The organism is Streptomyces sp. NPDC002467 (assembly GCF_042889825.1).
Lineage (GTDB): Bacteria > Actinomycetota > Actinomycetes > Streptomycetales > Streptomycetaceae > Streptomyces.
In genome coordinates, this window is sequence record NZ_JBIARJ010000011.1 from 60057 (window position 1) to 80631 (window position 20575).

Below are 20575 nucleotides of genomic sequence, written 5' to 3' on the forward strand. Positions count from 1 at the left end.
CTGCGTGTCCGCCAAAAAGACCGCTTTGACGGTCCTTGTCCCCGCGCTGCTCGTCCCCTCGATGCTCATGGCTCCCGCGCACGCCGCGCCGTCGCCGCCGGCCGACGGGAAGGGCGGGACCACCAAGGCGCCGCAGGCCGCGGCGCCGCCCGCGTCGATGTCCACGGTCGGCGGGACGCTGCTGGGCCAGCCGGGGATCCAGGTCAACCTGCTGCCCGGGGCGCCCGCGCTGCCCACGAGCCTCACGGGCAAGTCCTGGATCGTGGCGGACGCCGAGTCCGGCGAGGTCCTCGCGGCGAACAACGCGCACTGGCGACTCCCACCGGCCTCCACGATGAAGATGCTCTTCGCGGACACCCTGCTGCCGGGTCTGCCCAAGGACCAGGTCCACAAGGTCACCGACAAGGACATGGACGGCGTGGGCCCCGGCAGCAGTCTGGTCGGGGTGAAGGAGGACCACGAGTACAGCGTCCACGACCTGTGGCTCGGGGTGTTCCTGCGGTCGGGGAACGACGCCGTGCACGTGCTTTCGGCCATGAACGGCGGCATCGAGAAGACCGTCAGGGACATGCAGGCGCACGCCGAGGAACTGCAGGCGCTGGACACCCACGTCGTGTCCCCCGACGGCTACGACGCCCCCGACCAGGTGTCGAGCGCGTACGACCTCACGCTCATCGCCCGCTCCGGGCTGCAGAAGCAGGACTTCCGCGAGTACTGCGGCACGGCCGAGGCCAAGTTCCCCGGCAGGCAGGAGCCCGGGAAGCCGCGCGAGTACTTCGAGATCCAGAACACCAACCGCCTGATGACGGGCGCCGGCGGCATCTCCCCCTACAAGGGCATCGCCGGGGTGAAGAACGGCAACACCACGATGGCCGGCGCCACCTTCACCGGGGCCGCCCAGCAGGGCGCGCGCAAGCTGCTGGTCACGGTGATGAACCCGGGCTCCGGCGGGGCGAACTCGGTGTACGAGGAGACCGCCGCGCTCTTCGACTGGGGTTTCGCGGCGGCCGGGAAGGTCAAGCCGGTGGGTGAGTTGGTGCCGCCGAAGAGCGCGGACACCTCGCCGCACGGTTCTCCGGCCCAGTCGCACGATCACGACCCGTCGGCGGCCGGTGGGGACGCCTCGGGCGGCATCGGCACCGCGCTGGGCGTGGCGGGCGGCGTGGTCGCCCTCATGGCGGGCGGCGCCTTCGTCGTCAACCGGCGCTGGCCGCGGGGTCGTCGCGGGAGGGGCGAGGACCTGGTGTAGCGGCGGCGGCTTCGTCGCCGTCCCCATCGCCGCCCCCGTCGTCCCGGGTGGCGGTCCAGGCGGCGCAGTACAGCAGCAGCTTCGCCGTGAAGTTGATCCAGAGCAGCAGGGCGATCGGCGTGCCGAAGGCCCCGTACATGCTCTTCGAGGCGACTCCCTGCATATAGCCACTGAGCAGGAGTTTCAGCAGCTCGAAGCCGACCGCGCCGATCAGCGCCGCCTGGATCAGGCGACGGCGCGGCGGTTCGACCCCGGGCAGCAGCGTGAGGAGGTAGAGCAGCAGCAGGAAGGCGGCCACGACGCCCACCCCGAACGCGCCGGCCCGCAGCAGTCCGCCGCCCGCGCCGTGCCGCGGGATGCCGAGCCACTCGGCGGATTTGCCGACCGCGCTGGCCCCGAAGATCGAGGCCGCGGCGGAGGCCAGGCCCACGGCGCCGAGGCCGAGGAGGACGAGCCCGTCCTTGCCCTTGCGGACGATGGGGTTGCCCTGGTCCTCGTCGTCCTTGTCCCACACCGCGCGCAGGCAGTCCCGCATCGAGCCCACCCAGCCGATGCCGGTGAAGAGGAGGATCACGCCGGCGATGAGGCCGACCGTGGCCGCGTTGTCGACGAGCCCCTCGATGTCGAGCTGCCCGGAGATCCCCGGGACCTGTTCGGCGAGGTTCTTCTCCAGCTTGTCCAGCTGCTCCTGGCTGAGCAGGGCCGCGCCCACCGCGGCGGCCACGGTGATCAGGGGGAAGAGCGCGATGAAGCTGATGAAGGTGATGGCCGCGGCGAGTCTGGTCCAGTGAGCGCGGTCGAGCCGTTCGTACGAACGCCACGCGTGGGTCCGCATCAGATGGGCCACAAGCGGCCCGATCACCGGGAGTTTCGTCAGCCAGTCCATGACGTCACCGTAATTGGCCTGCCGGAAATAGTCGGGATTGCCGGTTTCGGGTACTACGGTCGTCGATTGTGACTTTTCGCCCGACGACTCATCCGTTCCACACCCTGGTCCTACGGAAGCTCCGATTCGGGGCCCGGCTCACCGTCCGGCTGGGCCGGCGGCCGCTCGGTCAGGAAGGACGTACGGTCGCCCGGGCCGCTTCGGCGGGCGCGCCCGGCTGCGCCGGGACCCCCGTCGGGCCCGTGCCGAAAGGGTATTCACGCAGCTTGCGCCAGACCCCGTCCGAGCCCTGCTCGTAGAGCGCGAAACCCTCGCAGAGCCACTCGGCCTCGTAGTCGGCGAGCGTCCCGAACGCGAGGTCCATCGCCTCCTCGGAGATCCCGTGGGCGACGGTGACGTGCGGGTGGTACGGGAAGGCCAGCTCGCGGTCGAGCGGGCCCTCCGGATTGCGGACCTCGCTCTGGAGACGGGTGCAGCCCGCGCCGCCCTCCACGACCTGGACGAAGACGACCGGCGAGAGGGGCCGGAAGGTTCCCGTCCCGGCCAGCCGCATCCGGAAGCCCCGGAAGGCCTCCGCGACCTCGGCCAGGTGGGCCCGGATCGCGGGCAGCCGATCGGCCTCCACCTCGGTGGGCGGCACGAGGGTGACATGCGTGGGGATACCGTGCGCGGCGGCGTCCCCGAAGCCGGCGCGCAGCTCCTGGAGGCGGCTGCCGTACGGCTCCGGGACCGCGATCGAAACGCCGAGCGTTACGGTCCCCACGTATGTCTCCTTCGTCGTCGATTGCGTCCTGTCGCCCCAGTGTGGGGCAGCACCCCCTGAACCGCCAGGGCCGTCTTTCGCAAGCGCGTGCGCCGGCGCCCGTCAGTGCTTGGCGGGCAGGAAACCGATCCGGTCGTAGGCCTGCGCGAGGGTCTCGGCGGCTACCGCCCGGGCCTTCTCCGCACCCTTGGCCAGGATGGAGTCCAGCGTCTCCGGGTCGTCCAGGTACTCCTGGGTCCGCTGCTTGAACGGGGTGACGAAGTCGACCATCACGCCGGCCAGGTCCGTCTTCAGCGCGCCGTAGCCCTTGCCCTCGTACTTCGCCTCCAGCTCGGCGATGGTCTCGCCCGTGAGGGTGGAGTAGATCGTGAGCAGGTTGCTGACACCGGGCTTCTTCTCGGTGTCGTAGCGGATCTCGGTCTCGGTGTCGGTGACCGCGCTCTTGACCTTCTTCTCGGTGGCCTTGGGCTCGTCGAGGAGGTTGATCAGACCCTTGGGGGAGGACGCCGACTTCGACATCTTGATCGACGGGTCCTGGAGGTCGTAGATCTTCGCGGTCTCCTTGACGATGTGCGCGGCAGGGAGGGTGAAGGTCTTGCCGAAGCGCTGGTTGAAGCGCTCCGCGAGGTCGCGGGTCAGCTCGACGTGCTGGCGCTGGTCCTCGCCCACGGGGACGGAGTGCGCCTGGTAGAGCAGGATGTCGGCGACCTGGAGGATCGGGTAGGTGAACAGGCCGACGCTGGCGCTGCCGACCCCGCCCTTGGCGGACTTGTCCTTGAACTGGGTCATCCGGCTGGCCTCGCCGAAACCGGTGATGCAGTTCATGACCCAGGCGAGCTGCGCGTGCTCGGGCACGTGGCTCTGGACGAAGAGCGTGCAGCGCTCGGGGTCCAGGCCGGCGGCGAGGAGCTGCGCGGCGGAGAGGCGCGTGTTCGCGCGCAGGGCCGCCGGGTCCTGCGGCATGGTGATCGCGTGCAGGTCGACGACCATGTAGAAGGCGTCGTGCGTCTCCTGCAGGGCGACGTACTGGCGGATGGCTCCGAGGTAGTTCCCGAGGTGGAACGAACCGGAGGTGGGCTGGATGCCGGAGAGCGCGCGAGGACGATCAGAAGCCATGGCTTCATTCTCTCAGGTGCGGGGGCGGGCTCGGGCCCGCCGGTGTCCGGAACCTTGTGCGCCCGCCGGGCGCGGGGCTCGCGGCCCGGCCGGGTGCCGGAGCCGGTACCAGTACCGGCTCGTAGCGCGGTGGCCGGATCCCGCCCCTGCCGTGCCGGGCGGGGCCGGGCGGCCCGGTCCGCTGCACGGGGCTTCCTGGGGCTCCGCCCCAGACCCCGCGCCTCAATCGCCGGCGTGGCTGTATTTCGGCTGAGCGCCGCATTCAAGTACCGGGCAAATCCAGCCCCGCCGGCGTTTGAGGCGCGGGCGCGGAGCGCCGTGTTCGGGGTCGCACCCGACAGCTCGGGGGAGCCAAAACCAGCCTCGCCGGCGATTGAGGCGCGGGGGTACGGGGGCGGAGCCCCCGCAGCGGCGCGGCGGTCAGGACAGGGGGAGGCCCGGGGCCGGGAACGCGGCCATGAGGTCGGCGACCTCGGATCGGACCGCCCCGAGCTGGGCCTCGTCCGCCTTCGTGGCGGCGTCCACGGCCCGGGAGATCCAGTCCGCGACCACCGGCATGTGCTCGACGCCGAGGCCGCGGGACGTCAGCGACGGCGTGCCGATCCGGATCCCCGAGGGGTCGAACGGCTTGCGCGTGTCGAAGGGGACGGTGTTGTAGTTCACCACGATGCCCGCGCGGTCCAGCGCCTTCGCCGCGATCTTCCCCGGGACCTCCCGCGAGGTCAGGTCCATCAGGATCAGGTGGTTGTCCGTGCCACCGGAGACCAGGTCGAAGCCCCGCTCCAGCAGCGCCTCGGCCAGCGCCTTCGCGTTGGCGACGACCGCGTGGGCGTACGCCGTGAAGGACGGCTGCGCCGCCTCGTGGAGGGCGACCGCGATGCCGGCCGTCGTCTGGTTGTGAGGGCCGCCCTGCAGACCCGGGAAGACCGCCTTGTCGATGGCCTTCGCGTGCTCCTCCCGGCACATCAGCATCGCGCCGCGCGGACCGCGCAGGGTCTTGTGCGTGGTCGTGGAGATCACGTCGACGTGCCCCGCCGGGGACGGGTGCGCGCCGCCCGCGATCAGGCCCGCGATGTGCGCGACGTCGGCGACCAGGATCGAGCCCGCCTCCTCGGCGATCGACGCGAAGGCCTCGAAGTCGATCGTGCGCGGGAGCGCGGTGCCGCCGCAGAAGAGGATCTTCGGTCGCTCGGCGAGGGCCAGCTCGCGCACCGCGTCGTAGTCGATGCGCCCGTCGTCCGCGCGGACGCCGTACTGCACGCCGCGGAACCACGAGCCCGTCGCCGAGACGCCCCAGCCGTGCGTCAGGTGCCCGCCCATCGGCAGGGCCATGCCCATCACCGTGTCGCCGGGCTTCGCGAAGGCCAGGTACACGGCCAGGTTCGCCGGGGAGCCGGAATACGGCTGCACGTTCGCGTGGTCCACCCCGAACAGGCCCTTGGCCCGCTCGACGGCGAGGGCCTCGACGCGGTCGATGTTCTGCTGGCCCTCGTAGTAGCGGCGGCCCGGGTAACCCTCGCTGTACTTGTTCTGCAGGACGGTGCCGGAGGCTTCGAGGACGGCCGCCGAGACGTAGTTCTCGCTCGGGATCAGGCGCAGCGTCTCGGCCTGCAGGGTCTCCTCCGCCGCGACGAAGGACGCCAGCTCGGGGTCGGTCGCGAGAAGGGCGGGATGACGGTGGTTCGCGCTCATGGCGGCTCCTCCGGGGTCGATTTCGTGTCTCGTCCCCGCGAGGCCCAGGCGAGCGGCCCTGATAGCGGTCGTGCGCGCACGACTCCCCCGGAGTTTTTTCTCCGTACGCCAGTCGCCGTGCGTACCGCCCACCTTAGCGGGCGCGCCACGAGAAAGGTTTCTCCGCCCGGTATACGAGCGAGGATGCAGAGTGACGCCACCCTCGTCACAGGCCTGACGGACGATCGGAGACCCCGTGTCGACAACTGCTGATGCCATCCGTTCCGCCGACGCGCACAGCGCGCACAACTACCATCCGCTGCCCGTGGTCGTCGCCTCCGCGGAAGGCGCGTGGATGACCGACGTGGAGGGCCGCCGCTACCTCGACATGCTCGCCGGCTATTCGGCGCTCAACTTCGGGCACGGCCACCGCCGGTTGCTCGACGCCGCCCACGCGCAGCTGGAGCGGGTCACGCTCACCTCGCGCGCCTTCCACCACGACAGGTTCGCCGAGTTCTGTACCGAGCTCGCCGCGCTGTGCGGCAAGGACATGGTGCTGCCGATGAACACGGGCGCGGAGGCCGTGGAGACGGCCGTGAAGACCGCGCGCAAGTGGGGTTACGAGGTCAAGGGCGTCCCGGACGGGCACGCCAAGATCGTGGTCGCGGCCGACAACTTCCACGGCCGGACCACCACCATCGTCTCCTTCTCCACGGACCACGACGCCCGCGACCACTTCGGCCCGTACACCCCCGGCTTCGAGATCGTCCCGTACGGGGACCTGACCGCGCTCGCGCACGCCGTCACCGAGAACACGGTCGCCGTGCTGCTGGAGCCGATCCAGGGCGAGGCGGGGGTGCTGGTGCCGCCCGCCGGTTACCTCCGGGGCGTACGGGACCTGACGCGCGAGCGGAACGTCCTGTTCATGGCGGACGAGATCCAGTCGGGCCTCGGCCGGACCGGGAAGACCTTCGCGTGCGAGCACGAGGACGTCGTGCCGGACGTGTACGTCCTGGGCAAGGCGCTCGGCGGCGGTGTGGTGCCGGTGTCGGCCGTCGTCGCCGACCGGGACGTGCTCGGGGTGTTCAAGCCGGGCGAGCACGGCTCCACCTTCGGCGGGAATCCGCTCGCCTGCGCCGTCGCCCTGGAGGTGATCGCGATGCTGCGCACCGGCGAGTACCAGCAGCGCGCCGCCGAGCTGGGCGACCACCTGCACCGGGAGCTGAACCTGCTGGTCGGCGGGGGCGCGGTGACGGCCGTGCGCGGGCGCGGGCTGTGGGCGGGCGTCGACATCGACCCCTCGCGCGGGACGGGCCGGGACATCTCCGAGAAGCTGATGGAGCTCGGGGTGCTGGTGAAGGACACCCACGGGTCGACGATCCGCATCGCACCGCCGCTGGTGATCGGCAAGGAGGACCTGGACTGGGGCCTCGACCAGCTCAGGGCGGTGCTGTCCGCGTAGCCGCCCGGCCCGGCCGGGCCCGCGCCTAGAGGATCACGTGGGGCAGGAAGCGGGCGTACTCGTCCGTGACCGGCCCCGCGGATTCGCGGATGCCGAGCCCCGCCGCCTCGTCCTCGACGACCCACGCGCCGAGCACCACCCGGTTGCCGTCGAAGTCCGGCAGCGGGGCCAGGCCCTGGAAGCAGTACCGCTCGCCCTCCTCCGGGGTGAAGGGCTCCCCGTCGCCGCCCGCCTGGTGCAGGGTGACGCCGGCGCCCTCACGACCCAGCAGCGGCTTCGCGACGTAACCGGTGGTGTCGGCGAGCTCGCGCGGACCGTCGAGGTAGGCGGGCAGCAGGTTCGGGTGCTCCGGGAAGAGCTCCCAGAGGATCGCCAGCAGCGCCTTGTTGGAGAGCAGCATCTTCCACAGCGGCTCGATCCAGCAGGTGGTGCCGCTGCCGCCGCCGAGGTCGTAGGTGCCGAGGACCTGCGGGCCGAACTCGTCCGTGGCCAGCCACTCCCACGGGTAGAGCTTGAAGCAGCCGCGTATGAAGCGGAGCTTGTCGTCCACGAACCGGCCGGTGAGGCTGTCCCAGCCGATCTGCTCGACGGACAGGGCGTGGGTCTCGATGCCTGCCTGCTCCGCGGTCTCCTGGAGGTAGGCGACCGTCATCAGGTCCTCGCCGAGCTCATCGGTCTCGGAGTGCGCGAAGTGCAGCACGCCGGGCGGCAGCAGCTCGGCCTGCCGGCGCCAGGCGTCGACGAGGCGCTCGTGGAGGGAGTTCCACTGGTCGGCGCCGGGGAAGCGCTCCTCCATCCAGAACCACTGCGGGCTCGCCGCCTCCACGAGGGAGGTCGGGGTGTCCGCGTTGTACTCCAGCATCTTCGCGGGGCTGCCGGAGCCGTCGTAGCGCAGGTCGAAGCGGCCGTAGAGGGACGGCTGTTCGGCGCGGCGCCGCCAGGATTCGGCGATGAGCGCGGCGAGCTTCGGGTCGGTGATGCCGAGGTCGGCGAAGCGGTCGTGGTCGACGATGTGCGCGGCCGCCGCCAGGCACATGGCGTGCAGCTCCTCGACGACGTTCTCCAGGGCCTCCACTTCGGGGAGGGAGAAGGAGTAGTACGCGCTCTCGTCCCAGTAGGGGCGCAGGGAGTCGTCGGGGTAGCGGGTCAGGGGGTAGATCAGCCCCTGTTCCTCGACGGTCTTCTGCCAGTCGGGGCGTGGCTCGATGGTGTGCCGCTTCATGTGCCTGGTTCCGTGTTCCTCAGCCGCCGCTGGAGCCGGAGCTGCTGTGTCCGCCGATGCCGCCGCGGGTGACGGCGGACTTGTCGAAGCTGCCGCCGGAGACCTTGCCGGAGGAGACGTAGCCGCCGTAGTAGTACGAGCCGCGGCCGCCGCTCTTGCACTCCTTGCCGTTCAGGTGCTCCAGCGTGGAGCGGGACGCGCAGCGCTTGTCCGGCTCGTTGCTGCTGCCGCAGGCCACGAGGCTCGCCGCGAGCAGGCCCATACCGCCGAGGGCGACCGCGCCGGAGCGCATGCGGCGCCGGTTGGTGTTGCTGCTGTCCATGTCTGCTACTCCCCCTGGGACCCTGCGTACGTCGGGACAGCGTAGAGCGGTGCCCCCGGGGGATGGAATCCGGCCGTCGCAGAAACTGTGACCTAGAGTCAGTTCGTGCTGATTGGGATGGTTTGTGCGCTGGGTGCGGCGGTCTGTTTCGGTACGGCGTCCGTTCTGCAGGCGATGGCGGCGCGGGCCGCGGAGCCCGGGACGGGCTCCGGGGTGGATCCGGCGCTGCTGCTGCGGGCGGCCCGCCAGTGGCGGTACCTGGCCGGCCTCGGCCTGGACGCGGCCGGGTTCGTGCTCCAGATCATCGCGCTGCGCCACGTCCCGATCTACACGGTGGGGGCCGCGCTGGCGGCGAGCCTCGCCGTGACGGCGGTGGCCGCCTCGCGCCTGCTGAAGGTGCGGCTCTCGCGGACGGAGTGGGCCGCGGTGGGGGTGGTGTGCTCGGGGCTGCTGATGCTGGGGCTGGCCTCCGGGGAGGAGGGCTCCGGGGAGGGCTCCCCGGCCCTCAAGCTGGCGCTGCTGGGGGTGTCGGTGATGGTGCTCGCCGTGGGCGCGGCGGCTGGCCGGCTCCCGGACGGGCCGCGCGCCCTGGTCCTGGGTCTGGCCTCGGGGACGGGCTTCGGGGTGGTGGAGGTGTCGGTGCGGCTCATCGACTCCTTCTCCCTGCGGGAGCTGCTGAACCCGGCGCTGTACGCCCTCCTGCTGGGCGGCGGCGCGGCGTTCCTCCTCCTCACCTCGGCGCTGGCGCGGGGCTCCGTGACGGCGGCGACGGCGGGGATGGTGCTGGGCGAGACGATCGGCCCGGCGGTGGTGGGCGTGGCCTGGCTCGGCGACCGCACCCGCGAGGGGCTGACGTGGCTCGCGGTCGCCGGCTTCGCGGTGGCCCTGGCGGGCTCCCTGGCCTTGGCCCGCTTCGGCGAACCCCCGGCCCCGACGGACCCGGCCCCGGCGTGAACCGGGGTGCCGTGCCGCTGCGCGGGGCCGGAGCCTGCCGGGGAGGCACAGCCGCACCGCTGCGCGGGGCTTTCCCCCACCCCGCCCCTTCCCGAACCGGGGCTCCGCCCCGGACCCCGCGCCTCGAACGCCGGCGGGGCTGGTTCGGCCGATGCCGTCCGCCGGGCGCGGCTGGGTTGCCGCGCAGCGGCATCTCCAGCCCCGCCGGCGTTTGAGGCGCGGGGGTTCGGGGGCAGTGCCCCCGACGGCGGCGCCGCACACTCCCTACGGCAGCACCGCGGACAGCGCGGCCAGCGCCGGGCCCCACGCGCTGTCCGACGGAGTCCCGTAGCCGACGACCACCGCCGGCCGCGGCGGAAGGACCGCCTCCGGGTGACGGTGGCGGGACAGGCCGTCCAGCGCCAGGTCGTGCCAGGCCGCCGACTGGATCACCGAGCGTTCCGTCGTCCCCTCCGGGAGGTCCAGCACGGCGTGCAGTCCCGCCGCGATCCCGGACACCCCGACCCGGTCGGCCACCGCCGCCACCAGCTCGTCCCGGCGCCGCCGGTACCGCAGCCGCATCCCGCGCACGTGCCGGTCGTACGCCCCCGAGGTGATGAACTCCGCGAGCGTGAGCTGCTCCAGCGCGCTGGAGGTCCAGTCGGTCACGCCCTTGACGGCCAGGACCTCGTCCACCAGTCCCGGCGGGACCACCAGCCACCCGATCCGCAGCCCCGGCGCGAGGGACTTGCTGGCCGTGCCCAGGTAGACGACCCGGTCCGGGTCCAGTCCCTGGAGCGCCCCCACCGGCTGGCGGTCGTAACGGAACTCGCCGTCGTAGTCGTCCTCCAGGATCAGCCCGCCCGTGGTCCGGGCCCAGTCCACGGCCGCCGCCCGCCGGGCCGGGGTCAGTGCGACGCCGGTCGGGAACTGGTGCGCGGGAGTCAGCAGTACCGCGCCCACCCCGGGCCCGCCCGCGCCGAGTTCACCCGTACGGGCGCCCTCCGCGTCCACGCCCAGCGGACGCGTCCGCAGGCCCGCCTTCACCAGCAGGTCCCGGTGGATGTCCAGCCCGTACCCCTCCACCGCCACCTCCCGCACCCGCCGCGCCCGCAACGCCGCCGCCAGCAGGCTCAGCCCGTGCACGAACCCGGCGCACAGCACGATCCGTTCGGGGTCCGCGTACACCCCGCGCGCCCGCGCCAGGTACCCGGCGAGCGCCTCCCGCAGTTCGATCCGGCCGCGCGCCTCGACCGCGTAACCGAAGGCCTCGTTCGGCGCGTTGGTCAGCGCGCGCCGGGCCGCCGAGAGCCAGGCCGCGCGCGGGAAGCCGCTCAGGTCCGGGGAGCCGGGCTGGAGGTCGTACGAGGGCCCGCCGCGCAGGGGGCGCCGGGCCCGGCCGGCGCCGGCGGTCGCGGTCCGGCGCGGTCGGGCCCGTTCGGCGACCCTGGTCCCGGAGCCCTGGCGGGCCGTCAGCCAGCCCTCGGCGACGAGCTCGGCGTACGCCTCCGCGACCGTGTTCCGCGCGATGCCCAGGTCTACGGCGAGCGACCGCGAGGACGGCAGCCGCGTCCCGGCCGCCAGCCGCCCGCTGCGCGCGGCCTCGCGCAGCGCCTCGGCGAGCCCGGCCCGCAGGCCGCGCCCGGCGGAGAGGTCCAGATGCAGGTCGGCACCGAAAGTGGCCCACGAATCCGTCATGGATATGGACCATATCCCTGGGCCGCCCGACCCCTAGGGTCGATCACATGACCGAGACACAGAACGCACACGAGCACACCCCGCGCATGCAGATGGCCAAGGTCGCCCCCGAGGTCTACAAAGCCGTCCTGGCCCTGGAGATCGCCGCCAAGAAGGGCCTCGACCCGGCCCTGGTCGAACTCGTGAAGATCCGAGCCTCGCAGATCAACCACTGTGCCTTCTGCATCGACATGCACACCAAGGACGCCATCGCGGCGGGCGAGAGCATCGAACGCATCGTGCTGCTGCCCGCGTGGGAGGAGTCGCGGCACTTCTACACCGAGAAGGAGCTCGCCGCGATCGAGCTCACCGAGGCCGTCACCGTGCTGACCGACGGCTTCGTGCCCGACGAGGTGTACGAGAAGGCCGCCGAGCGGTTCGAGGAGAAGGAGCTGGCCCAGCTGATCGCCGTCATCGCGACGATCAACGTCTGGAACCGCATCGGCGTCACCACGCGCCTGACGCCGGGCCACTACAAGCCCGGCATGTACAAGGCCTGACCCGGCGATCCAGTGCCGTACGGGGGTCCGCACCGGGACCCGGCCGTGAACGCACGGAACGCCCCGGCGGGCAGACCCGCCGGGGCGTTCCGGTGAAGCGATCCGGGATCAGATCAGGCCGAGCTCGCGCACCGCGTCGCGCTCCTCGACGAGTTCCGCGACGGAGGCGTCGATGCGCTCGCGGGAGAACTCGTTGATGTCCAGGCCCTGGACGATCTCGTACTTGCCGTCCTTGGTGGTGACGGGGAAGGAGGAGATGATGCCCTCCGGGACGCCGTAGGAGCCGTCCGACGGGATGCCCATCGAGGTCCAGTCGCCCGCGGCGGTGCCGTTGACCCAGGTGTGCACGTGGTCGATGGCGGCGTTGGCGGCCGAGGCGGCCGAGGAGGCGCCACGGGCCTCGATGATCGCGGCGCCGCGCTTGGCGACGGTCGGGATGAAGGTGTCGGCCAGCCACACCTGGTCGTTCACGACCTCGGCGGCGTTCTTGCCGGCGATCTCCGCGTGGAAGATGTCGGGGTACTGGGTCGCCGAGTGGTTGCCCCAGATGGTGAGGCGCTTGATGTCGGTGACGTCGGAGCCGGTCTTCTGGGCCAGCTGCGTGATCGCGCGGTTGTGGTCCAGGCGGGTCATCGCGGTGAAGCGCTCGGCCGGGACGTCCGGGGCGGCGGCCTGCGCGATGAGCGCGTTGGTGTTGGCCGGGTTGCCCACGACCAGGACCTTGATGTCGTCCGCGGCGTTCGCGTTGATCGCGGCGCCCTGCGGCTTGAAGATGCCGCCGTTCGCGGAGAGCAGGTCACCGCGCTCCATGCCCTTGGTGCGCGGGCGGGCGCCCACGAGGAGGGCGACGTTGGCGCCGGCGAAGCCCTGGTTCGGGTCGTCGAAGATGTCGATGCCCTTGAGGAGCGGGAAGGCGCAGTCGTCGAGCTCCATGGCGGTGCCCTCGGCGGCCTTCATGCCCTGGGGGATCTCCAGGAGGCGGAGCTTGACCGGCACGTCCGCGCCGAGCAGGTGGCCGGACGCGATGCGGAAGAGCAGCGCGTAGCCGATCTGGCCGGCGGCGCCGGTGACGGTGACATTCACGGGAGTGCGGGTCATGGCCTTCTCCGTTAGACAGCTGGCGGTTGGGGCGTCCCGCCCCATGTGCTGGAGGACGCCGCTTCCCAGTGAATCTTGATGTGAAGAGACATCCGCGGTCAGGCTATCCGACCTTGGAGCGGCTCGATCCCCCGGTCCCTGTGGTGCATGGCACACGGACCGGAGGGTTCGAAGGCGGGAGGGTGGTTTCCGCCCTGCATCTCGACCCTTTCGGGCTATGGCCGGGCCTCCCTTTCGGGGGTCTCAGCGCACGGTGAAGCGGACCGCGTCCTCCAGGAACGGGAGCTCCAGCACCGGCTTGGGTTCTATGACCAGCGCGAGCAGCGTGATCGCCACTCCCAAGAGCCCGTACGTGACCATGTCCGTGAAGCGGGAGCGCACCGCGAGCATCCCCACCGAGGGCAGCAGCCGTCGCAGGGCCGAGGCGGCGATGAGGGCGATGCCGATCACCAGGGTGCCGACGCGCGGGTGCCCCAGCGCCGTGGCCAGCAGCCCGACCGCGGTCGCGGTGAGCACGCTGAGCATCGGCCACTGCCGGGCGGGCGTGGACACGGCACCGGGCACGGCGCGGCCGCTGCCCTCGGGACGGGCGGTGTCCAGGGTGACGGAGGGGAAGCGCCGGGAGCCGGGCGGCCGTTCCGCGCCCGGCTGCTCCGCGTCGGGTTCAGCCTGCACTGGTGCTCCGTTCCGCCGCCTCGACGACATTGACCAGCAGCTGGGCGCGGGTCATGGGGCCGACGCCGCCCGGGTTCGGGGAGATCCAGGCCGCCACCTCGGCGACGCCCGGGTGCACGTCGCCGACGATCTTCCCGTTCTCGTCGCGGCTGACGCCCACGTCGAGCACGGCCGCGCCCGGCTTCACGTCCTCGGGCTTGACCAGGTGCGGGACACCGGCGGCCGCGACGACGATGTCGGCCTGGCGCAGCAGCCCGGACAGGTCGCGCGTACCGGTGTGGCAGAGCGTCACGGTGGCGTTCTCGGACTTGCGGGTCAGCAACAGGCCGATGGAGCGCCCGACGGTGATGCCGCGGCCGAGGACCACGACGTGGGCGCCGTTGATCTCGACGTCGTGGTGGCGCAGCAGCTCGACGATGCCGTACGGGGTGCAGGGCAGCGGACCCGGCTCGTTCAGCACCAGCCGGCCCAGCGACATGGGGTGCAGGCCGTCGGCGTCCTTGAGCGGGTCCATCAGCTCCAGGACCCGGTTGGTGTCGATGCCCTTGGGGAGGGGGAGTTGGACGATGTAACCCGTGCACTCCGGGTTGTCGTTGAGCTCCCGCACGACCGCCTCGATGTCCTCCTGGGAGGCCGTCTCGGGCAGTTCGCGCTGGATGGAGGCGATGCCCACCTCGGCGCAGTCCTTGTGCTTGCCGTTGACGTACCAGCGGCTGCCCGGATCGTCGCCGACCAGCAGGGTGCCGAGGCCGGGGGTGGTGCCCCGGGCCCTCAGGGCCGCCACTCGGGCGGTCAGTTCGGACTTGATCGCGGCCGCTGTGGCCTTGCCATCGAGAATCTGGGCGGTCATGCACCCATCCTCCCGGATGGAGTGCCCCCGGTTCCAGTCACGGTGCCGGACGGGCGTTCGCCGCTGCACGCGGTTCATTGCACTTGCACAACAAGTGACGGGGCTGATTGCAACCAACTGGACAAGTACTTGCGTGTCCCACGACGATGCAAGGAAAGAGTGCCGCGGGCAGGGCCGGGGGGCGGACCGCAAGACGCAAGTTCCTCCGTGCGTTTGCCGTGCGTCCCCGCACTTCCACGGAGGAACACCCCAGATGAGCTTCGGCGACCCGAACAACCCGTACGGACAGCAGCCCCCGCAGGGCCAGCCCGGCTACGGCTACCCGCAGCAGGCACCGCAGGGCGTCCCGCCGCAGGGCGGCTACGCCTACCCGCAGCAGCAGGCTCCCATGGGCTACCCGGCCGGCCCCGGCGGCTACCCGGGCATGCCGATGCAGATGCCGGGTCTGCTGAAGACCTCGCGCGTGCTGCTCTTCATCATCGGTGGCCTGCAGATCCTCGGCGGCCTCGTCATGGGCATCGGCGGCGCCGCGGTGTCCGGCTCCACCTCGAGCACCGGCGGTGACGTCGTCGGCGGCTTCCTCGTCATCTTCGCCCTGGTCTTCTTCGCGTTCGGCGGCCTGGCCATCTTCCTCGGCGCGAAGTTCGCCAACGGCGGCAACGGGATCCGCATCACCACGATCATCTTCGGCGCGCTGTCCATCCTGGGCAGCCTCGGCAACTTCGCCAACACGGGCAGCAGCACCCCGGGTGGCGCCGCGGGTGGCGTCGTGGGTCTCGCCATCGGCGGCATCATCCTCGCCTCGGTGGTCACCGCCGACGGCGCCGCCTGGTTCAAGCGCCCGCGCTACTGAGCCCCGTGGGCACGTCCCACGCATACGGCGAAGGCCGCGACCCGCAGTGCGGGTCGCGGCCTTCGCCGTATGCGGGACTGCTCAGTGGAAGAAGTGGCGGGTGCCGGTGAAGTACATCGTCACGCCGGCCTTCTGCGCGGCCTCGACGACCTGCTCGTCACGGACCGAACCGCCCGGCTGCACCACGGCCTTGATGCCCGCGGCCGTCAGGATCTCCAGCCCGTCCGGGAAGGGGAAGAACGCGTCGGAGGCGGCGTACGAGCCCTGCGCGCGCTCGGCGCCCGCCCGCTCGACGGCGAGCTTCGCCGAGTCGACGCGGTTGACCTGGCCCATGCCGACGCCGACCGAGGCGCCGTCCTTGGCGAGCAGGATCGCGTTGGACTTGACGGCCCGGCAGGCCTTCCACGCGAAGGCCAGCTCGGCGAGCTCCTCGGCGGACAGGGCGTCACCGGTGGCGAGGGTCCAGTTGGCCGGGTCGTCGCCCTCGGCCTGGAAGAGGTCGCTCTGCTGGAGCAGCGCGCCGCCGGAGATCGGCTTCAGGTCGCCCGGCTGGTGCGGGGTGCCGTCCACCTTGAGCACGCGGATGTTCTTCTTCTTCGCCAGGATCTCGACCGCGCCGTCCTCGTAGGCGGGGGCGGCGATGACCTCGGTGAAGATCTCGGCGACCTGCTCGGCGAGCTCGACCGTCACCGGGCGGTTGACGGCGATGACGCCGCCGAAGGCCGACAGCGGGTCGCAGGCGTGCGCCTTGCGGTGGGCCGCGGCGACGTCCGTCGCGTCCACGGCGATGCCGCACGGGTTGGCGTGCTTGATGATCGCGACGCAGGGCTCTTCGTGGTCGTAGGCGGCGCGGCGGGCCGCCTCGGTGTCCACGTAGTTGTTGAAGGACATCTCCTTGCCGTGCAGCTGCTCGGCGTTGGCGAGACCGCCCGGCTGACCGTCCGTGTAGAGGGCGGCCGCCTGGTGCGGGTTCTCGCCGTAGCGGAGGGTCGACTTGCGCTCCCAGGCGCCCGCGAGGAACTCGGGCAGGTCGGCGCCCTCCTCCGGCGCGTACGCGTTCGTGAACCAGGAGGCCACGGCGACGTCGTAGGCGGCGGTGTGCTGGAAGGCCTCGGCCGCGAGCCGCTTGCGGGCGGTGAGGTCGAAACCGCCGCCCTGGGCGGCCGCGATGACGTCGGCGTAGCGGGCCGGGCTGGTGACGACCGCGACCGACGGGTGGTTCTTGGCGGCGGCGCGGACCATCGACGGACCGCCGATGTCGATCTGCTCCACGCACTCGTCCGGGGTGGCACCCGACTGGACGGTGGCCAGGAAGGGGTAGAGGTTGACGACCACCAGGTCGAAGGGCTCCACGCCCAGCTCGGCGAGCTGGTTGCGGTGGTCCTCCAGGCGCAGGTCCGCGAGGATGCCGGCGTGCACGCGCGGGTGCAGGGTCTTGACGCGGCCGTCCAGGCACTCGGGGAAGCCGGTGAGCTCCTCGACCTTGGTGACGGGCACCCCGGCGGCGGCGATCTTCGAGGCGGTGGAGCCGGTGGAGACGAGCGCGACGCCGGCCTCGTGCAGGCCGCGGGCCAGCTCTTCCAGTCCCGTCTTGTCGTAGACGCTGATGAGCGCACGCCTGATCGGCCGCTGGTTCGTGGTCGGGTCGTTGCTCGCTGCGGTGTCTGCGGCGGTCACTGGATCGTTACCTTTCGTCCCTCAATGCGGTAGCCGTGCCGGGCCAGGCGCCCCACGACGTCGACGAGCAGCTGGCGCTCGACTTCCTTGATGCGCTCATGGAGAGCGGCTTCGTCGTCCTCGTCCCGCACCTCGACCACACCTTGGGCGATGATCGGACCGGTGTCCACGCCGCTGTCCACGAAGTGGACCGTGCAGCCGGTGACCTTCGCGCCGTAGGCGAGCGCGTCCCGTACGCCGTGCGCACCGGGGAAGGCGGGGAGGAGGGCGGGGTGGGTGTTGATGAACCGGCCGCCGAAGCGGTCGATGAACGTCTTGCCCACGATCTTCATGAACCCGGCGGACACGACGAGGTCCGGGGCGTACGCGTCGGTCGCCCCGGTGAGGGCGGCGTCCCACTCCTCGCGGCTCCCGTAGGCCTTGACCGGGCACACGAAGGTGGGGATCCCGGCCTTGTCGGCCCGCTCCAGGCCCGCGATGTTCTCTCGGTCGGCCCCCACGGCGACGACTTCGGCACCGAAGCCCTCGGATCCGCCGGGGTGGGCGTCGATGGCGTCGAGCAGGGCCTGGAGGTTGGTGCCGGAACCGGAGACCAGCACGACCAGGCGGGAGGCGGCCATGGGAGGCCCTTTCTCGCGTAATTGCGGTGTTCGTCTTGTGCGGTCATACGAAACTTCGGGGTACCGATATACGGGGAACCATACGAAGCCACCGACCGCCTGCAACGATACCGGCACACCGGACGGCCCCCGAGGGACGGGGGGACGGCCGGGCGGTAGCGTCAGGCGTACACGCCTCGACGTCGCCCTGACGTCCTTGACACAGGGGAAGAAACGCACCCGATGCCGGACCGCCGCCAGCCCGACTCCTCCACCCCCTCCACCCCTTCCTCCCCCGACTCCCCCTCCACGGACGACAACCCGTTCGCGGCGCCGCCGGAGGGTCGGCCGGACCAGCCCTGGCAGCCGCGCGCCGGCGGCGACGGCGGGCCGGGCCGGGGGTCCGGGGAGGACCCGGGGAACACGGACGGCCAGGGAGGCCCGGCCCGCTGGGACCCGACGGACCCGATCCAGCGGCGGGCGCGGTACGCGCTGCTGGCCGGCATGTGGGGCTTCTTCTTCGGGATCTTCGGCATCCCGTCGGTCGGACTCCTGCTGGGCGCGCTGGCCCTCTACTGGGGCATCAGCGCCCTGCGCGGCCGCCCGGCCCAGCCGGCCGGCCCGGACCGGCCCGAGCGGCCCGGCGGTCTGGCGGCCCTGGGCCCGGCGGCCCGCCCGCAGCGCACGGCGGCGGTGAGCGGCCTGGTCACGGCCTCACTGGCGATCCTGCTGTCGATGAGCTCGTACGCGGTGCAGCTGGCGTACAAGGACTTCTACGTCTGCCGCGACGACGCCCTCACCCAGTCCGCGGAACTCCAGTGCAACACCCTCCTCCCGAACAACGTGGTGGGCGACATCCTGAAGGTCCGCCAGTAGCCTCGCGGCGCGCCCCACGACTCCCATCCCGCCGGGCAACCCCCCGCCAACGGCAAACTCGGCCTCGCCGGGGCGACCTCGGCCCCGCCGGCGTTTGAGGCGCGGGGGCCCGGGGGCAGAGCCCCCGGCAACGGCGCCGCACCCGCCCGTCCAGCGCCACCAAACTCAGCCCCGCCGGCGTTTGAGGCACGGGGGCCCGGGGGCAGAGCCCCGGCAACGGCGCCGCACCCGCCCATCCAGCGCCACCAAACTCAGCCCCGCCGGCGTTTGAGGCACGGGGGCCCGGGGGCAGAGCCCCCGGCAACGGCGCTACGCCGACGGCTTCCGCCGGGCCAGCACCCGCGCCCCCACCACCGGCGGCGCCAACGGCGGCTCCGGCACGACCACCGGCAAGGGCGCAGCCACCGGCACCGTGAGCTCCGGCCCGACGGCGGACACCACGGTCAACGCCCGAGCCGGAACGACAGCGGCAGCGGCAGCGGCCGGGGCCGGGGCAGGCGCCACGACCGGAGCCTCAGCGGGCGGCACCGGCGCAACGACAGGCGCAGAGGCCGGGGCAGGGGCAGCGGCAGCCGCCGGCGCCGAGATGTCCGGGATCAAACCACCGGCGGCCGCCCTCAACGCCTCCCACCGAAGCTCCCGCACCCCGCTGTCGTGCCACCCGCCGTCCCCGTCCGCATCCCCCTCCACGGCGCCGCGCGCGAGCGCAACCGGCCGGTTGCGCCACGCGTGCACCGCCACGGCGACCACCACCCCCGGCAGGGTCCACGCCAAGGCGGCCGCCCCCACCGCCCACCACACCGGCCCGAACTCCGCGAGCTGCCGCGACCCCATCGGCCCCGACGCGGCAGCGGCCAGCCCGGCCATCACCAGCCCGCACACCACCGCGCCCAGCGCCGCCGTCAGCGCCGTCTCCCCGTACGAGACCTCGCGCGCCCGGCGTACCGCGAACCACCCCACCGCAAGCCCCGCCGCCACCGGCACCCCGACCGCCGCCCAGGTCAGCGGGGTCCCGGGCCCTTCGGGCGGAAGCGCGGCCAGCAGCGGGAACCTCGGCAGCGAGGGCGACCCGGCGAAGCCGAGCGGGGTGGCGGTCGCGCCCGCGCCGAGCGCGAACCCGGGCCCGAGCCCGTAGGCCGCCCCCCAGACCATCGCGTTCGGGATCAGCGCCAGCGCCAGCAACAGCACGGCGAACCGCCCCGACCACACCCCGGTCAGCGCCAGGAACGACCCCTGCGCCTCGGCCCCGTGCCACGCGAGCGAGGCGCCGACCAGCAGTGCCCCGCCACCCAGCAGCACCAACGCCCCACCCGCCCCCGCACGGAGCGCGAGCGCGTACCGGGGGCGCGCGACCGCCCTCCGTACGCCCTCCGGCAGCCGGTTCGGCAGCGGTCCGTCCGGACGCCCCCGGGCGGCCCACACCCCGCCGGCCGCCGCGAGCACGGCGACCAGCGGCACATGCCACGCCGCGCTGAGCGGGTCGGCCGGCATCGGCCCCCCGGCGGCGTACACCGTGGCGAGGGCGCCGACCGCGAGGTAGCCGCAGAGCACGGCCGAGAAGACGGCGCCGGCGGGCAGCACCTCCTCGCCGCCGTCCTCACCGCCCTCCTCGCCACCGTCCTCGGACCCGCTCCCCAGCCGGGCGGCACGCCGCATCAGCAGCACGGGCAGCGCGACGAGCAGCAGCGGGGTCACCCCGACGGGGGCGGGCACGCCGGACAGGGTGTCGTACCGCACCAACTCCGTACCGTGCGCCAGCAGCCACAGTCCCGCGGCGAGGTGGAGGGCGCCGCCGGGGCCGCTGTCGGGGTAGGGGGAGCTGATCCACAGGACGATGACGAGCACGGCGAGGAAGCCGAGCCCCAGCCCGGCCGCCACGGCGCCGCCCATCACGCATGCGGCGGCGGCCGGCGAACGGCGCCGCCGGCCGGCTCGCGGGGCCGCCTGCAACGGGGTCCCGCGTTCGGTCACTTGGGTCACCCCGCCATGGTGCCTTCGACACGCGCTATGAGTGCGTAACGGGCGAATGTCCGTGGTGTCGCCCAATATACGTTTATGTACTTTTTCGCCCAGACCGGTCAGATCG

At 72.4% G+C, this 20575-nt stretch carries 19 protein-coding genes and 1 riboswitch; of the genes, 6 read left to right on the plus strand and 13 right to left on the minus strand.

The annotated features are described in order from the left end of the window. Positions 1–4: 4 nt before the first annotated feature. On the plus strand, positions 5–1249 hold the full coding sequence (locus ACFYYJ_RS22840; RefSeq protein WP_389134924.1) for a D-alanyl-D-alanine carboxypeptidase family protein: 1245 nt from the start codon (positions 5–7) through the stop codon (positions 1247–1249). On the opposite strand, the gene ACFYYJ_RS22845 is transcribed toward ACFYYJ_RS22840, so the two are convergent. The 4 genes from ACFYYJ_RS22845 to glyA all read right to left on the minus strand — a co-directional run bounded on the left by ACFYYJ_RS22845 (position 1197) and on the right by glyA (position 5706). Then, positions 1197–2135, minus strand: a complete 939-nt coding sequence (locus tag ACFYYJ_RS22845) for a YihY/virulence factor BrkB family protein (RefSeq protein WP_389134927.1) — start codon at positions 2133–2135, stop codon at positions 1197–1199. The two genes, ACFYYJ_RS22840 and ACFYYJ_RS22845, sit on opposite strands and share 53 nt — an antisense overlap. 169 nt (positions 2136–2304) lie before the next feature. Beyond that, the gene (locus ACFYYJ_RS22850; RefSeq protein WP_385127545.1) at positions 2305–2898 is read right to left on the minus strand and encodes a 2'-5' RNA ligase family protein; all 594 of its coding nucleotides are present in this window, start codon (positions 2896–2898) and stop codon (positions 2305–2307) included. Positions 2899–3000: 102 nt separating this feature from the next. After that, a complete protein-coding gene (gene trpS / locus ACFYYJ_RS22855) occupies positions 3001–4014 on the minus strand; it encodes a tryptophan--tRNA ligase (RefSeq protein WP_385127547.1) in 1014 nt (337 codons plus the stop codon). Positions 4015–4434: 420 nt separating this feature from the next. Next, positions 4435–5706 (minus strand): serine hydroxymethyltransferase, encoded by a 1272-nt coding sequence (gene glyA / locus ACFYYJ_RS22860; RefSeq protein WP_385127549.1) that lies wholly within the window; start codon positions 5704–5706, stop codon positions 4435–4437. Between the two features lie 35 nt (positions 5707–5741). After that, positions 5742–5832: riboswitch (ZMP/ZTP riboswitch) on the minus strand. A gap of 109 nt (positions 5833–5941) precedes the next feature. On the opposite strand from glyA, the gene rocD reads away from it, so the two are divergent. Beyond that, positions 5942–7147 (plus strand): ornithine--oxo-acid transaminase, encoded by a 1206-nt coding sequence (gene rocD / locus ACFYYJ_RS22865; RefSeq protein WP_385127550.1) that lies wholly within the window; start codon positions 5942–5944, stop codon positions 7145–7147. A gap of 25 nt (positions 7148–7172) precedes the next feature. Here rocD and ACFYYJ_RS22870 read toward each other — a convergent pair whose 3' ends face one another. Together ACFYYJ_RS22870 and ACFYYJ_RS22875 are read right to left on the minus strand one after the other, a co-directional pair. Continuing rightward, positions 7173–8369 (minus strand): glutathionylspermidine synthase family protein, encoded by a 1197-nt coding sequence (locus ACFYYJ_RS22870; protein WP_389134932.1) that lies wholly within the window; start codon positions 8367–8369, stop codon positions 7173–7175. Positions 8370–8388: 19 nt separating this feature from the next. Next, a complete protein-coding gene (locus ACFYYJ_RS22875) occupies positions 8389–8691 on the minus strand; it encodes a hypothetical protein (RefSeq protein WP_385127552.1) in 303 nt (100 codons plus the stop codon). A gap of 117 nt (positions 8692–8808) precedes the next feature. Between ACFYYJ_RS22875 and ACFYYJ_RS22880 the strand changes: the two genes are divergently transcribed. Next, positions 8809–9645 carry a hypothetical protein gene (locus ACFYYJ_RS22880; RefSeq protein WP_389135215.1) on the plus strand — a complete coding sequence of 279 codons (837 nt, stop codon included), beginning with the start codon at positions 8809–8811 and terminating at the stop codon, positions 9643–9645. A gap of 264 nt (positions 9646–9909) precedes the next feature. Here ACFYYJ_RS22880 and ACFYYJ_RS22885 read toward each other — a convergent pair whose 3' ends face one another. Next, positions 9910–11322 carry a PLP-dependent aminotransferase family protein gene (locus tag ACFYYJ_RS22885; protein WP_385363769.1) on the minus strand — a complete coding sequence of 471 codons (1413 nt, stop codon included), beginning with the start codon at positions 11320–11322 and terminating at the stop codon, positions 9910–9912. 47 nt (positions 11323–11369) lie between these two features. Here ACFYYJ_RS22885 and ACFYYJ_RS22890 point away from each other — a divergent pair, with 47 nt between their 5' ends. Then, entirely contained in the window at positions 11370–11861 is a 492-nt protein-coding gene (locus ACFYYJ_RS22890) for a carboxymuconolactone decarboxylase family protein (protein ID WP_389134935.1), read from the plus strand. A 108-nt stretch (positions 11862–11969) separates the two neighbouring features. On the opposite strand, the gene ACFYYJ_RS22895 is transcribed toward ACFYYJ_RS22890, so the two are convergent. The 3 genes from ACFYYJ_RS22895 to ACFYYJ_RS22905 form a co-directional block, all read right to left on the minus strand. Next, complete coding sequence (locus ACFYYJ_RS22895) at positions 11970–12959, minus strand: malate dehydrogenase (protein WP_385134200.1); 990 nt, start codon at positions 12957–12959, stop codon at positions 11970–11972. A gap of 243 nt (positions 12960–13202) precedes the next feature. Continuing rightward, positions 13203–13634 carry a DUF3017 domain-containing protein gene (locus ACFYYJ_RS22900; protein WP_389134937.1) on the minus strand — a complete coding sequence of 144 codons (432 nt, stop codon included), beginning with the start codon at positions 13632–13634 and terminating at the stop codon, positions 13203–13205. After that, on the minus strand, positions 13624–14484 hold the full coding sequence (locus tag ACFYYJ_RS22905; RefSeq protein ID WP_389134939.1) for a bifunctional methylenetetrahydrofolate dehydrogenase/methenyltetrahydrofolate cyclohydrolase: 861 nt from the start codon (positions 14482–14484) through the stop codon (positions 13624–13626). Before ACFYYJ_RS22905 ends, ACFYYJ_RS22900 begins: the two co-directional genes overlap by 11 nt. Before the next feature lie 253 nt (positions 14485–14737). On the opposite strand from ACFYYJ_RS22905, the gene ACFYYJ_RS22910 reads away from it, so the two are divergent. Then, positions 14738–15337 (plus strand): hypothetical protein, encoded by a 600-nt coding sequence (locus tag ACFYYJ_RS22910; protein ID WP_389134942.1) that lies wholly within the window; start codon positions 14738–14740, stop codon positions 15335–15337. A gap of 81 nt (positions 15338–15418) precedes the next feature. On the opposite strand, the gene purH is transcribed toward ACFYYJ_RS22910, so the two are convergent. Further along, positions 15419–17014: a bifunctional phosphoribosylaminoimidazolecarboxamide formyltransferase/IMP cyclohydrolase gene (gene purH / locus ACFYYJ_RS22915; protein ID WP_385366904.1), complete on the minus strand. Its 1596-nt coding sequence runs from the start codon at positions 17012–17014 to the stop codon at positions 15419–15421. Then, complete coding sequence (gene purN / locus ACFYYJ_RS22920; protein ID WP_385128629.1) at positions 17011–17634, minus strand: phosphoribosylglycinamide formyltransferase; 624 nt, start codon at positions 17632–17634, stop codon at positions 17011–17013. The genes purH and purN overlap by 4 nt, the downstream gene beginning before the upstream one ends. Before the next feature lie 222 nt (positions 17635–17856). On the opposite strand from purN, the gene ACFYYJ_RS22925 reads away from it, so the two are divergent. Next, the gene (locus ACFYYJ_RS22925; RefSeq protein ID WP_385128630.1) at positions 17857–18489 is read left to right on the plus strand and encodes a hypothetical protein; all 633 of its coding nucleotides are present in this window, start codon (positions 17857–17859) and stop codon (positions 18487–18489) included. 309 nt (positions 18490–18798) lie between these two features. Here the strand turns inward: ACFYYJ_RS22925 and ACFYYJ_RS22930 are convergent, their stop codons facing one another. Further along, positions 18799–20469: a DUF6350 family protein gene (locus ACFYYJ_RS22930; RefSeq protein WP_389134945.1), complete on the minus strand. Its 1671-nt coding sequence runs from the start codon at positions 20467–20469 to the stop codon at positions 18799–18801. Positions 20470–20575 lie beyond the last annotated feature (106 nt).

What these genes read in the sequence shown, in the direction of transcription:
- ACFYYJ_RS22845 (WP_389134927.1), bottom strand. Translation starts at nt 2,135, where the DNA reads ATGGACTGGCTGACGAAACTCCCGGTGATCGGGCCGCTTGTGGCCCAT.
- trpS (WP_385127547.1), bottom strand. Translation starts at nt 4,014, where the DNA reads ATGGCTTCTGATCGTCCTCGCGCGCTCTCCGGCATCCAGCCCACCTCC.
- glyA (WP_385127549.1), bottom strand. Translation starts at nt 5,706, where the DNA reads ATGAGCGCGAACCACCGTCATCCCGCCCTTCTCGCGACCGACCCCGAG.
- ACFYYJ_RS22870 (WP_389134932.1), bottom strand. Translation starts at nt 8,369, where the DNA reads ATGAAGCGGCACACCATCGAGCCACGCCCCGACTGGCAGAAGACCGTC.
- ACFYYJ_RS22875 (WP_385127552.1), bottom strand. Translation starts at nt 8,691, where the DNA reads ATGGACAGCAGCAACACCAACCGGCGCCGCATGCGCTCCGGCGCGGTC.
- ACFYYJ_RS22880 (WP_389135215.1), top strand. Translation starts at nt 8,809, where the DNA reads ATGGTTTGTGCGCTGGGTGCGGCGGTCTGTTTCGGTACGGCGTCCGTT.
- ACFYYJ_RS22885 (WP_385363769.1), bottom strand. Translation starts at nt 11,322, where the DNA reads ATGACGGATTCGTGGGCCACTTTCGGTGCCGACCTGCATCTGGACCTC.
- ACFYYJ_RS22890 (WP_389134935.1), top strand. Translation starts at nt 11,370, where the DNA reads ATGACCGAGACACAGAACGCACACGAGCACACCCCGCGCATGCAGATG.
- ACFYYJ_RS22895 (WP_385134200.1), bottom strand. Translation starts at nt 12,959, where the DNA reads ATGACCCGCACTCCCGTGAATGTCACCGTCACCGGCGCCGCCGGCCAG.
- ACFYYJ_RS22905 (WP_389134939.1), bottom strand. Translation starts at nt 14,484, where the DNA reads ATGACCGCCCAGATTCTCGATGGCAAGGCCACAGCGGCCGCGATCAAG.
- ACFYYJ_RS22910 (WP_389134942.1), top strand. Translation starts at nt 14,738, where the DNA reads ATGAGCTTCGGCGACCCGAACAACCCGTACGGACAGCAGCCCCCGCAG.
- purN (WP_385128629.1), bottom strand. Translation starts at nt 17,634, where the DNA reads ATGGCCGCCTCCCGCCTGGTCGTGCTGGTCTCCGGTTCCGGCACCAAC.
- ACFYYJ_RS22925 (WP_385128630.1), top strand. Translation starts at nt 17,857, where the DNA reads ATGCCGGACCGCCGCCAGCCCGACTCCTCCACCCCCTCCACCCCTTCC.